The following is a 15,728-nucleotide window of genomic DNA, read 5'->3' on the forward strand; positions in this document are numbered from 1 at the left end:
TGGAAATTACAGTTTTTCAGCAATACGTAACACAGAGCTTCGTGAGCGTGCGTTCACTTCCACTTCATTCTTGGATGGTTTGATGGCTTTGCCGATCGGCTTCATGTTGGCGCTGCCGAGTGCTTTGATTTGTTCTTCGGTCATTGGAATGCCGTGTGGCACTTCAGGACCTTTGCTCTCTTTACGAATAAAACGCTTCACCATACGGTCTTCCAGAGAATGGAAACTGATCACCGACAAACGACCTTCAGGAGCCAAAATGCTTGCCGCCCCTTTTAGCGCGGTATCAATCTCTTCTAACTCACTGTTGATGTAAATACGAAACGCTTGAAATGCGCGAGTCGCTGGATGCTTTTTCTCTTTAAAACTCTTTGGCGCAGCGTCAGAGATTAGCTTCGCTAATTGACCTGTACGCGTGAGCGGCTCATTTTCTTCGTTTTCACGGTACGCCACGATCGCTTTAGCAATACGTCGAGCATGCTTGTCTTCACCAAACTCACGGATCACCCAAGTGATATCATCAAGATCCGCTTCCATCAGCCACTGTGAAACCGGAATCCCCGACGTTGGGTCCATTCGCATATCAAGCGGGCCATCTTTCATAAAGCTAAAGCCACGCTCTGCATCATCAAGCTGAGGGGACGAGACACCAAGATCAAGCAACACACCATCAACTTTACCCACCAGTCCGTACTCAGCGGCATACTCTGCCATTCCAGAAAATGGGCCATGAATGATGGTAAAACGAGGATCATCAATTTTTGCTGCTTCAGCGATGGCCTGAGGATCTCTATCAATACTGTAAAGGCGGCCATTGTCACCCAGTTGAGACAAAATTGTACGGCTGTGACCACCGCGACCGAATGTACCATCAATGTAAATACCGTCTGGTTTAATCGCTAAACCATCGATGGATTCATGGAGGAGTACAGATATGTGTTTAAATGCTTCGATCATAGTTATCTCATGTGGCTGACGCATTGACGAATTCGGACTTTCCAGTGTACTGATTTAATGGCGTATCGCCACCACTAGCAAGCGAGAACACGTGATTTTGCGCTAAGTTTAATGGTTCGAAAATAAAATCGGTCAATTAAAAGCAAAAAACCCATCATAACAACAAAGTTACGATGGGTCTCGAATAGGTGGAGCCGACACATAAGCCGGGTTCTGTCTCCGCTTGCGCGGCGGTAGCCATTCGTCTAGGCCAGCAATCACTCACTGGCTCGAGCAACCTACCCGCCTCCTTACGCGAGCAACGCAATGTGGAGGCCTATTTGGTCTTGCTTCAGGTGGAGTTTACCCTGCTACGAACTATTACTAGTCGTCCGGTGCGCTCTTACCGCACCCTTTCACCCTTACCTGTGCACCGCTATTCGAAAATAGGGGCCATCGGCGGTCTTCTCTCTGCTGCACTTGTCGTAGGCTTGCGCCCCCCAGGCGTTACCTGGCACCTTGCTCTATGAAGCCCGGACTTTCCTCCCCCTTGTCAGTCTCCCGAAGGACGTCAACGTCAGTCTCCCAAAGGACCTCAACGTCAGTCTCCCGAAGGACATCAACAAAGCAGCGGCTACCCAGTCAGCTCCGAGGGCGGATTGTATAGAGTTCAGAGTGAAGTGTCTAGCGAGATCACAGATTAGATGAAATCTGAGAGCCAAGTGAACAGAAAACGAGCGCAGTCGTTAAAGAAAAATGAGCCGAGACCTTTGAGCTCGACTCACATTATCTCGCTCAATTAGTCGAGATTCTCTAGGCCCCATTTGTAGAGCGCATTTTTCTTTAGGTTGTAGATTTCCGCTGCCATTGCAGCCGCTTTCTTTAGTGGGAGCTCTTTCACTAAAATACCAAGCGCACGGGTTGCTTCTTCCGGTAACGAATCATCAATCGCCGCACGGTATCCGTGAATCAACAACGCCATTTCTCCACGCTGTTGGTTTTCATCCGCTCTTACCCATTCAACCAACTCAGCCAATGGCATACCTTGAATAGTTTCAAAGGTTTTGGTCAACTCACGCGCCAAAACCACTTCGCGATCGGGTCCAAGAATCTCTAGCATATCATCCAAAGAATCGAGGATTCGATGTGGCGACTCGTAGAAGACACAAGTGCGCTCTGCTTTCGCAATCTCGAGAAACTTATCCTTGCGCCCTTTGCTTTTGGCTGGCAAGAACCCTTCGAAACTAAAACGGTCAGACGGTAGACCAGATGCACTTAGTGCCGTAATCACCGCACATGCTCCAGGCAGAGGAACAACTTTAACGCCCGCTTGACGACACTTTGTCACCAAGTGATACCCTGGGTCACTGATTAATGGTGTACCTGCATCAGAAACCAATGCAATTGAGTGGCCCGCTAAAAGTTTCTCAACCAGTACTTGCGCTTTTTGCTGTTCATTATGATCATGGAGAGCAAAAGTTTTGGTCGAGATTGCAAAATGAGACAATAGCTTGCCAGTATGGCGTGTATCTTCTGCTGCAATCAGGTCCACACTAGATAAAACGTCTATTGCGCGTTGAGTGATATCACCTAGATTGCCTATGGGAGTAGGGACAATATAGAGAGTTGGGACCTCGGTTGGTAAGGTTTTGTTATCTGTCATTTGTTTACCATCACTTCAACGATTAATATAGACACAATTTTATACGGAATTAACTAAGAACTCATGGCCATGAAAAACCATAAGCGACTCAGTGTAACACGCTTACTCACTCCTGTAGCCCTTGCTGTTGCATTAACAGCTTGTAGCTCAGGTCCATCAACGCCTCAATCCGTTGATATCACCTTAGATCCAAATCAACCGCTGCAAACTTACCTAATGCGTGCAGACAGTAGCACTGGCAGTTTACAAAATGATTGGTTAATCATGGCTCTGAAAGCTTCTATTGCCGCAGACGACACAACTCAGTCGGAGTTGCTAATTAAGCGGCTCTCCCGCCAGAACTTGACCAACATGCAACAAGCCGAATGGCAATTAGCGCGTGCTGAGCTGTTGATTAAACAAGGGCAGCATGATGAAGCGCTTGCACTGCTCAACTTCCGTACCAACTGGCAACTTGCAGATGAGCAATGGAAGGAATACCATCAGGTTCGCGCCTCATTGTTTGTGAAACAGGGAGATTACTACGCTGCTGCTCGTGAACTCAGCCTTGAAAGTCGTTACGCAGCCATTGCAGAACAACAGTTTATTGCTGACAGCATTTGGGCAAATCTCGCGCGTGTTTCAACCACTCCTCAAGTTTCGCTGTCACCACAAAGCAACGATGCTGTATTTTCCGGCTGGTTAGCGTTGGCCAACTACAGCCAAACTCTTTCGGGTTCATTGGCTGAACTTCAATCTTCTATCGAACAATGGCTAGCCGATAACCCTAGCCACCCAGCAGCAACTTACACGCCACAATCGATTAAAGACATTCTCTCTTTAGAGATCACTAAACCCGTTAATACCGCGCTTCTACTGCCTTTAACCGGCAAGTTCGCTACTCAGTCTCAGTTAATCCGTGACGGCTTCATTCTGGAAATGATGAATGATGACGATCGTGATGAAAATGCAACCTTAACCGTCATTGATACCAATGCCGTATCCATCGAAGAGCTTGAAAAGGAACTCATCGAGAAGAACATCGATTTTGTCGTCGGCCCTCTGGTCAAAGACAACATCGAAAAACTGCAGCGTGCTGAGGAAAATTTTGCCAAGCCGATGCCAATGCTAGCGTTAAACATTCCCGAAGAAATTGAAGCGAGTACAAGCACCTGTTATCTCGCGCTTTCTCCCGAACAAGAAGTCGCTCAAGCAGCAAAACATCTTGCGAAACAAGGCTATCAATTCCCGCTAATTCTTGCTCCTCAAGGTCGATTCGGTGATCGCGTCATCGAAGCGTTTGAAGCAGAGTGGAAGAAACACAGTAGTAACAAAGTCGCCGTCAATCTATTTGGCGATAAGCGCCAACTTCAGCGCAATATCAACCAAGTCTTCGGGTTACAAGACAGCCAGCAACACATTGCCCAAATGGATGCACTATTGAATGTTCCCTTAGAAAGCCAACCACGCAGTCGCCGCGATATCGATGCGGTCTACATTGTGGCCAATAGTGCGGAGTTAACACTGATCAAACCATTTATCGAGGTTGCAATAAACCCAGACACCCTACCACCGAAACTGTACTCAAACTCTCGCAGCAACAGCGGTCGTCAGCAATATGAAGACCTGACCGGTGTAAGCTATGGTGATATTCCCCTACTTGTGCATCCGAACGCTGAGCTCAAAGCACAAATGGATCAACTTTGGCCTCGCAACTCAAACGCCAAGAAACGCCTACAAGCGCTAGGTATGGACGCGTATCGCCTAATGGAACAATTACCTCAGATGAAAGTTGTTCCTGGCTATGCCATTGACGGCAACACAGGCATACTCACCATCGATGAAAACTGTGTAGTCCAACGTGAAATTAGCTGGGCTGAGCACGGTGCTGCTAAGTAAGCGTAGTAAAGGGCAACACTACGAAGCCGTTGCTGAAAAGCATCTAATCAGTTGCGGCTTCTCATTAATTGAGAGAAACTTTCACGCTAAGGGCGGAGAGCTCGACCTTATTATGCGCGATGGCAACACCTTCGTGTTTGTCGAAGTTCGCTATCGAGCCCAGCAAACTTTTGGCCACGCTGCTGAGACCGTCACACGAAGTAAAATACAAAGAATTTTGAAAGCGGCTAACGTGTGGTTGATGAAAAATGGCCTGTCCGTCTATTCAACTGACTTTCGCTTTGATCTCGTTGCTATCCATCAGCATGGAAAACAGGTCGAGTGGATTAAAAACGCAATTACTCAAGGATAATCAATGCTAGATAGCATTAAAGACAGCTTTACAGAGAGCATTCAAATTCAAATCGCAGCGGCTGAAGCACTGCCTGATGCCATTACTCATGCCGCGCAAGCCATGGTTGCAAGCTTACTGAACGGAAACAAGATCCTATGCTGCGGAAATGGCGGCTCTTCGTCAAATGCCCAGCAGTTTGTCTCTTGCCTACTCAATCGCTTCGAGACAGAACGCCCTAGTTTACCAGCCATGGCATTAACTGCGGATATCACAACACTTACAGCCGTCGCCAACGATTATCACTATGAGGAGATTTTCTCCAAGCAAGTTCGTGCATTCGGTCAAGCTGGCGATATCCTGCTAGCGATTTCCACTAGCGGTAACAGCAAAAACATCATTAAAGCTATGGAAGCTGCAGTGACACGCGACATGACCATTATCGCGTTTACAGGTAAAGACGGTGGCGAAATGGCTGGCTTACTCGGCGAAAATGACGTCGAAATTCGTATTCCTTCTCACAGAACGGCGAGAATTCACGAAGTGCATATGGTGACACTGCATTGCTTATGCGATCTTATCGACCAAGTATTGTTTCCAGCTCACGAAGAGTAAATTTATGAAGCTATTAAAAGGTTTATTAGTGGCTGTACTCGCACTCAATATCACAGGGTGTGCAGGTCTACTTGTAGCAGGCGCGGCGACAACAGCCAGTATCGTTATTGACCCACGTACTACTCAAGAAATTTGGAACGACAATAACATCGAGTTCGAAATCACCGGATTAGGCAATAAAGCGCCATTTCGTGGTAACGCTCGTGTCACAGCAAGTTCGTACAACGGGACGGTTATATTACTTGGTCAAGCCAATACTCCTCAACTAAGCGAGCAATTTGAGCAACAAGCTCGTAAAGTGAAAGGAGTCAAAACCATTCACAATCAACTCAAAATCAAAGAACCATTGTCTATCAGTGAAATTAGTAACGACAGCTGGATTACCACTAAGGTGAAGTCTGCACTTTTAGCCAATGCTGAGCTAAACGGCGTAAAGATAAAAGTCATTACAGAAGACAAAGAGGTGTATCTTTTGGGTTATGTGTCAGAGCAGCACGCGAATATCGCCACAGACATTGCGCGTAATACCTCTGGCGTGAAGCAAGTAATAAAAGCCTTTCAAGTAGGCAATGAATAACAGGCACAAAAAAAGCAGCGAAAACTCGCTGCTTTTTAATATTCTTACGCTTATTTTACAACGCGTAAACTCGGACGGCCTTTAGGTCGAGGTGGTTCCTCTTCGCCAGTGTCGTTATCTTCCGATTCAGACGCGACAGATAATGGAGAAAGGTCTTCTTCCACAATCATCTCGTCGTCTTCTTCAAACTCGCCAATGTAAGCGTCTTCAGGTTCAAACATCGTTCCTGCACCATTTTCACGTGCATAGATCGCTTGAACAGCATACAACGGAACAATAACTGAATGTGGTCGCCCACCAAAACGCGCATTAAACGTAATCGCTTCATTGCCGAGCTCAAGATTGCCCACCGCGCGAGGAGCGATGTTCAAAATGATTTGACCATCTTGAACAAACTCATCAGGGACACGAACACCCGGTAATGTCGCCGCTACAACCAAATGCGGCGTTAAATCATTATCCACGAGCCAATCGTAAAATGCGCGAAGCATGTACGGTCGACGTGGAGTCATGTTTGAAATATCCATCAGTAATTGATTAGCGAGCTAGACGCATTTCACGCTCAGCTTCAGTAAGAGAAGCTAGGAATGAATCACGTTCAAACACTCGGTTCATGTACACTTTTAGCTCTTTTGAACCAGGACCTGTCAACTCAATACCAAGTTGAGGAAGACGCCACAATAATGGTGCTAGGTAACAATCGATAAGGCTGAACTCTTCGCTCATGAAGTACTCGTACTCAGCGAATACTGGAGCAAGCGTCAGTAGATCATTACGTAACTTGTTACGTGCAGCTTCCGCTTCTTCAGCAGAACCTTTCACTACTTTTTCAGCCAATGTGTACCAGTTTCTCTCAATACGGTAAATCATCAGACGGCTGTTACCACGAGCAACTGGGTATACAGGCATCAACGGAGGATGAGGAAAACGCTCATCTAGGTATTCCATGATGATCTTTGAGTCGTAAAGCGCTAGCTCACGATCAACTAGAGTTGGTACTGTTTTATATGGGTTAAGTTCGATAAGCTCGGCAGGTAGATTTGTCTCATCAACAAGCTCTACTTCAACACTTACACCTTTCTCAGCCAGAACAATACGTACCTGATGGCTATACATATCAGATGCACTTGAAAATAGAGTCATCACAGAACGTTTATTGGCAGCTACAGCCATGGAGCCCTCCAGCACACTTACAACGATAAAAACAATGGAGGCTAAGCCTCCATTGTAAAGATTAAAAATTGGGAATTAGCACGGTATCGTAGCACAATTAGTGCACATCACGCCAATACTCTTTCTTAAGTAGAACCACAACGATGGTGAAGATGACCAAGAAGCCCATTACCCACCAGCCTAAAGCGTGACGCTCTAGTTTCACAGGGTCACCAGAATACTCAAGGAAGTTAACGAGGTCGCGAACTGCATTGTCGTATTCTTCATCGTTTAGTTCACCTGTGCCATCGCTTTCGATGCCAACAACTTTTGTCACTTTTTCGCCATCAACCACGTGTGTTTCATACACTGGCGTCGGAATACCTTGTAGCTCTTCCAATACGTGTGGCATACCAACGCTAGGGAAAACAACGTTGTTCACACCAAACGGACGGCTTGGGTCCGCATAAAATGAACGAAGGTACGTGTATAGCCAGTCAGTACCACGAACACGGGCTACTAGCGTTAGATCTGGTGGTGGAGCACCAAACCATTTCGCCGCTGAATCCTGTGGAATTGAGTTAACCATCAAATCACCTACTTTCGCTTCAGGATCGAAGATTAGGTTATCTTTTAGAAGCTCAACAGGGATACCGATATCACGAGCCACACGCTCATAGCGCTGATACTGGGCAGAGTGACAACCAAAACAATAGTTCATAAACAGTTTGGCACCGTTTTGAAGCGAAGCTTGGTCACTCAAGTCATTGTTTGCTTTGTCGAGTGGTACGTTCGCACCCGCTGCCATCGCCAGAGACGGCAGCATTGCAAATAAAATTACAATCCATTTTTTCATTTGAATGTCACCCTTTCTGGTAGAGGCTTAGTCGCTTCGTTCTTACTGTAGAAGAACAGCAATACGAAGAACATGAAGTAAGCTAAGCTGAAGATCTGAGCTAATAGCGTGTATGTTGGTGTTGCTGGAAGCGCACCAAGAATACCCAACGCGATAAAGCTGATCGTGAACTGGATGATATTGAATAAATGGAACTTACTGCGGTAGCGGTAAGAACGAACGCGACAGCGATCTAACCAAGGCAGAACAAACAGAACCGCAATCGACGCACCCATAGCGATAACACCGAGTAGTTTATCTGGAACGGCACGCAGAATCGCGTAGAACGGTGTGAAGTACCATACTGGAGCAATGTGCTCTGGTGTTTTCAGTGGGTTTGCTGCTTCAAAGTTAGGTGGCTCAAGGAAGTATCCACCCATTTCAGGGTTGAAGAACAACACGTAACAGAACAAGAACAAGAAACCAGCCACACCAATCAGGTCTTTCACCGTACCGTAAGGATGGAAAGGCACTGAATCAATGATGTCATACTTCTTAGAGTAGTAATCGTGGAACTTGAACTGCGTCTTGTAGTCATCGCCCATCGTGCCTTTTGGCAGTTTGGTTTCAATACCGTCTGGGTTATTTGAACCCACTTCGTGTAGTGCGAGTACGTGTAGAACGATAAGCAGCAGAAGTACGATTGGTAGCGCGATAACGTGAAGAGCGAAGAAACGGTTTAGTGTCGCACCAGAGATTACGTAGTCACCACGAATCCATAGTGTTAGATCATCACCAATAACAGGAATTGCACCGAATAGTGAAATGATTACCTGAGCACCCCAGTAAGACATCTGTCCCCAAGGTAGTAGGTAGCCCATGAATGCTTCTGCCATCAACACAAGGAAGATAAGCATGCCGAAGATCCATAGTAGCTCACGTGGCTTCTGGTATGAGCCGTAGATTAAGCCACGGAACATATGCAGGTATACAACAACAAAGAAGGCAGACGCGCCCGTTGAGTGCATGTAACGCAGTAGCCAACCATACTCAACATCACGCATGATGTATTCAATTGACGCAAAAGCGCCATCACCAGATGGAACGTAGTTCATGGTTAGCCAAATACCCGTTAGGATTTGGTTAACCAAAACAAGCATTGCCAGTGAGCCGAATAAATACCAAAAGTTGAAGTTCTTTGGCATTGGGTACTCAGAAAGGTGCTTTTTGTACGCATTCATTGCGGGTATGCGTTTTTCTACCCAATCAAGTAGAGCTTGCATTATGCCTCCCCTCCTTCGTCAACACCAATTAGAATCTTGGTATCGCTCAGGTACATGTGTTTAGGTACAACTAGGTTCAACGGCGCAGGAACGCCTTGGAATACACGACCAGCCATATCAAACTTAGAGCCATGACATGGACAGAAGAAACCTGATTTCACACCCTGAACTTGTTCGCTAAAACTGTCAGGCAAATAAGTCGGTGAACAACCAAGGTGTGTACAGATACCAACAGCAACGAAATACTCAGGCTTAATTGAGCGGTAAGCGTTTTGAGCATAAGTCGGTTGTTGTTCTTCACCAGATGAAGGGTCACGGAGTTGACCATCCAATTCTTTAAGCGTGTCTACGACAGATTGTGCACGACGGACAACCCAAACAGGTTTACCACGCCATTCAACACGTACCATCTGCCCTTCCTCGAGTTTACCAATATCAACTTCGACAGGGGCACCCGCAGCTTTTGCTTTTTCACTTGGGTTCCAAGATTTAATAAAAGGAACGGCGACAGCAGCGGCTCCTAAACCACCAACAACAGCTGTTGTAGCAGTTAGAAAACGTCTGCGACCGTTATTTAAAGGCGCATTGCTCATCCAAACATTCTCCCATTTGCTCCTTGTGGACTATTGTTATTCCGCTTAAAGAGCATGGCTAACAAAATACGAATTTAGTTGTATTTATTTGATGGCAAATGATAAATAAAACCCTACTTTTTGACAAGATAAAGCTACCTTTTTGTAACATTTGTGAGGCGAATCGCCAGTGAGGTCACAAAAGGGACATAACTAAAACAAAACTTAGGAAAAGCGAGAGGTTAGAAGGGATTTTTTTTTGCGTAGAAAAACAAAAAGCTCGGCATAGAGCCGAGCTTTGAACCACAATTCCAGTAATAAAACTGGAGCGGTAAATTTCCTGTAAAGAGGAAATTAACGCTTAGAGAACTGTGGACGACGACGTGCTTTACGTAGACCAACTTTCTTACGTTCAACGCAACGAGCGTCACGAGTAACGTAACCAGCTGCACGTAGAGTAGGACGTAGAGACTCATCGTATTCCATTAGAGCGCGAGTGATACCGTGACGGATAGCACCTGCTTGACCTGAAATACCGCCACCTTTAACAGTAACGTATAGGTCTAGTTTCTCAGTTAGTTCAACTAGCTCTAGAGGTTGTTTAACAACCATGCGAGAAGTTGGACGACCGAAGTACTCATCAAGGCTACGCTTGTTGATTACGATGTTGCCGCTGCCTGGTTTAATGAAAACACGTGCAGCTGAGCTTTTGCGACGGCCAGTGCCGTAGTATTGATTCTCTGCCATTTTCGAAATCCCCGATTAGATGTCTAGTACTTGTGGTTGTTGAGCAACATGGTTGTGCTCAGCGCCAGCGTAAACTTTCAGCTTACGGTACATAGCACGGCCTAGAGGACCACGTGGTAGCATACCTTTAACTGCTAGCTCAAGAGCCATCTCAGGCTTACGATCAATTAGCTTCTCGAAGCTGATTGACTTAAGACCACCTGGGAATTCAGAGTGACGGTAGTAAATCTTACCTTTAGCTTTGTTACCAGTTACAGTAACTTTCTCCGCGTTAACAACGATGATGTAATCACCAGTGTCACAGTGTGGAGTGTATTCAGCTTTGTGTTTGCCACGTAGGCGAGATGCAATTTCACTTGCTAGACGGCCAAGAGTTTTACCTTCAGCGTCTACAACGTACCAGTCGCGTTTTACAGTTTCTGGTTTAGCAACGAAAGTTTTCATGCTAATAATAACCCGTTAATTATTTAAATTTACACTTAAAGGAGCCAAAAGCTCCCACTGACTAAGAGTCCAGTCAACACCCCTTCGAGTGGTTGGCACTCTCGACCCGTTATGTCGAAATACCTTCGATAATCAAGGTCTGCAGTAACGGTGGGTCGCAGGATTATAGAGAAGTCAGTAGAAAAAATCACCTTTTTTTGAGGAAAAAATCGATTTTTTTTCAAACCGCTACTATTTCATCAAAGCGTTATGCTAAATGCTCTCTCGCCAAGTAGTCATGGCTCTGCATTTCGATCAAACGAGACTGGCAGCGCTTGAATTCAAACTCGAGTTGTCCACTGGTATATAGCTCTTCTAAAGCAACCTCCGCGGAGATAATCAGCTTTACGTTACGCTCGTAAAACTCATCGACCAAGGCAATAAAGCGACGAGCTGCATCGTCAATGGTTCTGTCCATCTGTTTTACATCCGCTAGCAGCACAGTGTGATAGATCCGAGACAGTTCAATATAGTCATTTTGGCTACGCGCTGTCTGACACAGTTGCCCAAACGTTGCATGTAATACGCCCTCAGAAGTCTCAACCACATCAATCTGGCGATGATTAATGTCAATCACTCGCTCTCCTTTTCGCGCTTCACCGACAAGCTGCTCAAAATAGCGGTGTAGATTTTTGTTCGCTTGTTCATCCAACGGATAATGGTAGATTTCCGCTTGCTCTAACGTACGTAATCGATAGTCAATACCACTATCGACATTAAGCACAATGCAATTTTCTTCTATTAGTTTTATTGCAGGGAGGAATCGAGCCCTTTGCAACCCATTGCGGTACAAGTCATGCGGCGGAATGTTCGATGTCGCCACCAATACGACTCCCCGAGCAAACAGGGCTTGAAATAAAGTGCCCAAGATCATCGCATCGGTTATATCAGAAACAAAGAACTCGTCGAAACAGATAATTTCCGCTTCGGCTTTAAAAGTATCCGCCACTAACTCGAGGGGATCGTTGACATCGCCCAATGCATTGAGCTCATCATGAACCCGATACATAAAGCGATGAAAGTGCACTCGCATTTTTTTCTCTGATGGCAAAGCATCGAAGAAGGTATCCATTAAGTAGGTTTTCCCACGACCAACTCCCCCCCAAAAATAGAGTCCTTTTGGTGCGGTCGGTGGCTCAGGTTTCTTTGCAAACCAGCTTTTCCACCCAGTCACCTTCTCAACAGGCGTATTCACATATTGAACGAATTGATGGTAAAGCGTATCTAAGGCGGTTACGGCTTGCAGCTGAGCGTCATCTTGCTGAAAACCATGCTCTTTTATGTCTTTTTTATAGCTATCTAAGGGCGTCATGACTTCAAGGACCTACAGAAGAAGAGTGGAAACTGCTATGTAGAGCACATGCATTTTTCTTTATTGGCTGAAGTTCTCATAGTACCATGTCGACTGAACATGTGTAACTAAGTAGTAATAAACATGTTAAATAACAACAATAAGGAGCTAATATGCCTTGGATTTACGCCCTAGTTGGTTTGCTTGTTGGAACTCTGTTAGGTGTCATCGTTTCTCGTCTAACGACACCAGGATACAAGAAACAAAAAAGCACCCAAAAAGAATTAGAAACCGCAAAATTTGAGTTGGAACAACAAAAGCAAGATCTGGCTGACCACTTTGCACAAACAGCCGATATGTTGGACTCACTGGGTAAAGAGTACACAAAACTCTACCAACACATGACGAAGACTTCATCTGAGCTACTTCCTAATATTCCAGTTCAAGACAACCCGTTTAATAAAAAGGTTGCCGAACAATCTAAGCCTGAGTTAGTCGTTAACGAAGAGACTGACGAAAGCCCGAATGAAGCCCCGAAAGATTACGCCTCAGGTGCAACAGGTCTATTGAAAGAAGAGAAGAAAGAAATTCTCGACTCTGAACAAGTCGTGACAGCTAAAGCGTCTTAAGGCAGAAAATTTGCTGAACTTTGCATAGGTTTTTGAGTCATAACTCTCACAAGCGCCACTTGATCTTATATTTTTCAGTCAAATATAAGAGTTAAGGCCTTAACTAAATAGGAGTTATCAGATGAAAAAACCTTTGCTTGCATTAACCGTCCTATCATTAAGCTTAAGTTCAATCATCACCCCAATGCCCGCAACGGCGGCATTGCCTCTATCTGTTAACGGTGAGCAGCTCCCTAGTCTGGCTCCCATGCTCGAAAAAGTGACCCCAGCCGTCGTTAGTATTTCTGTCGAAGGCACACAAGTATCAAGACAACATATCCCTGAGCAATTCCGCTTCTTCTTCGGTCCTGACTTTCCAACCGAACAATTGCAAGAGCGCCCATTCCGCGGTTTAGGTTCCGGCGTCATAATCAATGCAGACAAAGGTTACATTGTGACCAACTACCACGTCATTAATGGCGCCGAAAAAATCCGCGTCAAACTGCATGATGGCCGAGAGTACGATGCCGAGCTTGTTGGTGGCGATCAAATGTCTGACGTTGCACTACTCAAGTTAGAGAAGGCTAAAAACTTAACGGAAGTTAAGATTGCAGATTCAGATAAGCTACGAGTCGGCGACTTTACTGTTGCGATTGGTAACCCGTTTGGCTTAGGTCAGACCGTCACTTCAGGGATTGTTTCTGCGTTGGGACGCAGTGGCCTTAATCTTGAAAACTTCGAGAACTTCATTCAAACCGATGCCGCGATCAACAGCGGTAACTCGGGTGGCGCATTGGTTAACTTAAACGGTGAATTGATTGGTATTAATACCGCTATCTTGGGGCCCAATGGCGGGAATGTCGGAATCGGCTTTGCCATCCCATCCAATATGATGACCAATTTGACAGACCAAATCCTCGAGTTTGGGGAAGTCAAACGCGGCATGCTAGGAGTGCAAGGTGGAGAAATCACCTCTGAACTCGCAGAAGCGCTTGGGTATGAGTCAAGTAAGGGCGCGTTTGTCAGCCAAGTGGTTGCGGATAGCGCCGCTGACAAAGCAGGCCTTGAAGCAGGTGATGTTATCGTCTCCATTAATGGTAAATCCATTACTTCGTTCAGTGAACTGCGCGCGAAGGTAGCGACGTTGGGTGCGGGCAAAACCATCGAACTTGGTGTCATTCGCGACGGCAAAGAGAAGACGTTTGAAGTAACCCTTGGTGAAATGCAAAACGCAAAAGCGCCAGCAGAGAAACTTCATGAAGGCTTATCGGGCGCCCAACTGTCCAACACCAATGCAAGTGATGCGGTGCAAGGGGTGAAAGTGACTGCGGTCGAGAAAGGCTCAAGCGCAGACGCATACAAACTCGAAGAAGGTGACATCATCATCGGCGTTAACCGTAAGCGTGTGAAAAACTTAGCTCAGTTCCGTAAAATCGTAGAGAAGCAACCTGGCGTGCTAGCGCTTAACATTCAGCGTGGCGACCGTACGCTCTATTTGGTCATTCGATAGCGCCACTTTACTGATGATAAGTTCATCATAAAAACGCGAACTCAGCCTGAAAGGACAGTGGGAAATTCCGCTGTCCTTTTATTATTGACTCATCTAGTGCTATTCTTCAGCAACTTATCTCTACCAAACGCTAGACGAGGACAGTATGCTGCAATTTATATTGCGTTCCGTAGGCTTAGGGCTTGCCACTGCAGCGCTATTGCTGCTCGCGTTGCCTTCACTACGAAGCAATATCCTTCCACATACTCCATTAGATCAGGAAAAAGATAGCGGCCAGCTACAAATCTCGTTCAACCAAGCGGTCCGTAACGCAGCACCCGCCGTGGTGAACATCTATAGCCGTAAATACACCGAGGCTGACCGTTCAAAGCTACTCACACAAGGTCTTGGTTCTGGAGTGATTGTCAGCGAAAAAGGCTACATCATCACAAATTACCACGTCGTAGCCCAAGCTGATCAAATCATTGTCGCCTTACAAGACGGTCGAGTCGCCGCAGCACAGCTAGTGGGTAAAGATCGCCGTACCGATATCGCAATACTTCGTGTAGAAGGCTCCAATCTTCCGGTGATTCCATTAAACCCAAACTACACGCCTAAAGTGGGCGATGTTGTCTTAGCGATCGGTAACCCATATAACCTTGGTCAAACAACGACGTTCGGCATTATTTCCGCAACGGGGCGCTCGTCAATCAGTGCTGACGGGCGACAAGCGTTTATTCAAACCGACGCCGCCATCAACGAAGGCAACTCAGGCGGTGCTCTTGTTAACACCCGCGGAGAACTCGTTGGAATCAACACCGCTTCGTTCCAACAAGCGACAGAGCTAGAGACCTATGGGATTTCATTCGCAATTCCATTTACCCTTGCCGACAAAATCATGCAGAAGATCATCGCAGATGGACGGGTCATTCGTGGCTACATTGGTATTGATGGTCAAGACATCAATTCCGTCACATCAAGATTGCTCGGCAATGAGCATCTAGGTGGTATTGTTGTCTTAGGGGTTGATCCCAATGGCCCTGGGGCAGCAGCAGGGTTTGAAGCACAAGACATTATTTTGAAGATCGACGACAAGAAAATTAATGGCCGTCAAAGCGTACTTGACATCGTGACCGAGCTAAGACCCGGCACTGTGGTTGATGTGCTTATTCTCAGAAAAGGCGAAGAGAAAACGCTTCAAGTTACCATAGCAGAAGACACTCGCTAATTATCTCTGCACTGAAATTAAAAATCCCATGCCTTGGCAT

17 protein-coding genes and 1 other RNA gene are annotated in these 15,728 nt (G+C 46.0%); 7 read left to right on the forward strand and 11 right to left on the reverse strand.

What is annotated here, in order from left to right; translation table 11 throughout:
- Positions 1–6 precede the first annotated feature (6 nt).
- The 3 genes from rsmH to rsmI form a co-directional block, all read right to left on the reverse strand.
- Positions 7–957 carry a 16S rRNA (cytosine(1402)-N(4))-methyltransferase RsmH gene (gene rsmH, locus U9J37_RS08500; RefSeq protein ID WP_005476340.1) on the reverse strand — a complete coding sequence of 317 codons (951 nt, stop codon included), beginning with the start codon at positions 955–957 and terminating at the stop codon, positions 7–9.
- A gap of 186 nt (positions 958–1,143) precedes the next feature.
- Positions 1,144–1,586: RNase P RNA component class A (gene rnpB, locus U9J37_RS08505), an RNA gene on the reverse strand.
- A 149-nt stretch (positions 1,587–1,735) separates the two neighbouring features.
- Positions 1,736–2,599, reverse strand: coding sequence for a 16S rRNA (cytidine(1402)-2'-O)-methyltransferase (gene rsmI / locus U9J37_RS08510; protein WP_038139690.1), 864 nt, complete (start codon positions 2,597–2,599; stop codon positions 1,736–1,738).
- A gap of 63 nt (positions 2,600–2,662) precedes the next feature.
- Between rsmI and U9J37_RS08515 the strand changes: the two genes are divergently transcribed.
- The 4 genes from U9J37_RS08515 to U9J37_RS08530 are packed head-to-tail and all read left to right on the forward strand — an operon-like array spanning position 2,663 to position 6,000.
- Positions 2,663–4,477 carry a penicillin-binding protein activator gene (locus tag U9J37_RS08515; RefSeq protein ID WP_005476341.1) on the forward strand — a complete coding sequence of 605 codons (1,815 nt, stop codon included), beginning with the start codon at positions 2,663–2,665 and terminating at the stop codon, positions 4,475–4,477.
- Complete coding sequence (locus tag U9J37_RS08520) at positions 4,464–4,829, forward strand: YraN family protein (RefSeq protein ID WP_005476331.1); 366 nt, start codon at positions 4,464–4,466, stop codon at positions 4,827–4,829. The genes U9J37_RS08515 and U9J37_RS08520 overlap by 14 nt, the downstream gene beginning before the upstream one ends.
- 3 nt (positions 4,830–4,832) lie before the next feature.
- On the forward strand, positions 4,833–5,423 hold the full coding sequence (locus tag U9J37_RS08525) for a phosphoheptose isomerase (protein WP_005476318.1): 591 nt from the start codon (positions 4,833–4,835) through the stop codon (positions 5,421–5,423).
- 4 nt (positions 5,424–5,427) lie between these two features.
- On the forward strand, positions 5,428–6,000 hold the full coding sequence (locus U9J37_RS08530; RefSeq protein ID WP_005476329.1) for a BON domain-containing protein: 573 nt from the start codon (positions 5,428–5,430) through the stop codon (positions 5,998–6,000).
- 50 nt (positions 6,001–6,050) lie between these two features.
- On the opposite strand, the gene sspB is transcribed toward U9J37_RS08530, so the two are convergent.
- The 8 genes from sspB to zapE form a co-directional block, all read right to left on the reverse strand.
- The gene (sspB, locus tag U9J37_RS08535) at positions 6,051–6,527 is read right to left on the reverse strand and encodes a ClpXP protease specificity-enhancing factor (protein WP_038190848.1); all 477 of its coding nucleotides are present in this window, start codon (positions 6,525–6,527) and stop codon (positions 6,051–6,053) included.
- A gap of 10 nt (positions 6,528–6,537) precedes the next feature.
- The gene (gene sspA / locus U9J37_RS08540; protein WP_038139696.1) at positions 6,538–7,173 is read right to left on the reverse strand and encodes a stringent starvation protein SspA; all 636 of its coding nucleotides are present in this window, start codon (positions 7,171–7,173) and stop codon (positions 6,538–6,540) included.
- Positions 7,174–7,270: 97 nt separating this feature from the next.
- The gene (locus U9J37_RS08545; RefSeq protein WP_005476335.1) at positions 7,271–8,008 is read right to left on the reverse strand and encodes a cytochrome c1; all 738 of its coding nucleotides are present in this window, start codon (positions 8,006–8,008) and stop codon (positions 7,271–7,273) included.
- A complete protein-coding gene (locus U9J37_RS08550) occupies positions 8,005–9,270 on the reverse strand; it encodes a cytochrome b (RefSeq protein WP_005476328.1) in 1,266 nt (421 codons plus the stop codon). The genes U9J37_RS08545 and U9J37_RS08550 overlap by 4 nt, the downstream gene beginning before the upstream one ends.
- Positions 9,270–9,863 (reverse strand): ubiquinol-cytochrome c reductase iron-sulfur subunit, encoded by a 594-nt coding sequence (gene petA, locus U9J37_RS08555; RefSeq protein WP_038139701.1) that lies wholly within the window; start codon positions 9,861–9,863, stop codon positions 9,270–9,272. Before petA ends, U9J37_RS08550 begins: the two co-directional genes overlap by 1 nt.
- Before the next feature lie 333 nt (positions 9,864–10,196).
- Positions 10,197–10,589 (reverse strand): 30S ribosomal protein S9, encoded by a 393-nt coding sequence (gene rpsI / locus U9J37_RS08560; protein WP_005436094.1) that lies wholly within the window; start codon positions 10,587–10,589, stop codon positions 10,197–10,199.
- A 15-nt stretch (positions 10,590–10,604) separates the two neighbouring features.
- A complete protein-coding gene (gene rplM / locus U9J37_RS08565) occupies positions 10,605–11,033 on the reverse strand; it encodes a 50S ribosomal protein L13 (protein ID WP_038139704.1) in 429 nt (142 codons plus the stop codon).
- Between the two features lie 247 nt (positions 11,034–11,280).
- The gene (gene zapE, locus U9J37_RS08570; protein WP_322413794.1) at positions 11,281–12,384 is read right to left on the reverse strand and encodes a cell division protein ZapE; all 1,104 of its coding nucleotides are present in this window, start codon (positions 12,382–12,384) and stop codon (positions 11,281–11,283) included.
- A gap of 152 nt (positions 12,385–12,536) precedes the next feature.
- Between zapE and zapG the strand changes: the two genes are divergently transcribed.
- From zapG to degS, 3 genes are all read left to right on the forward strand, one after another.
- On the forward strand, positions 12,537–12,992 hold the full coding sequence (zapG, locus tag U9J37_RS08575) for a Z-ring associated protein ZapG (RefSeq protein WP_038215686.1): 456 nt from the start codon (positions 12,537–12,539) through the stop codon (positions 12,990–12,992).
- 121 nt (positions 12,993–13,113) lie between these two features.
- Complete coding sequence (locus U9J37_RS08580; RefSeq protein ID WP_038139711.1) at positions 13,114–14,481, forward strand: DegQ family serine endoprotease; 1,368 nt, start codon at positions 13,114–13,116, stop codon at positions 14,479–14,481.
- A gap of 145 nt (positions 14,482–14,626) precedes the next feature.
- Positions 14,627–15,688: an outer membrane-stress sensor serine endopeptidase DegS gene (gene degS / locus U9J37_RS08585; protein ID WP_005472798.1), complete on the forward strand. Its 1,062-nt coding sequence runs from the start codon at positions 14,627–14,629 to the stop codon at positions 15,686–15,688.
- Positions 15,689–15,728: the final 40 nt, after the last annotated feature.

The organism is Vibrio sp. 16, assembly GCF_963681195.1.
GTDB lineage: Bacteria > Pseudomonadota > Gammaproteobacteria > Enterobacterales > Vibrionaceae > Vibrio > Vibrio sinaloensis_D.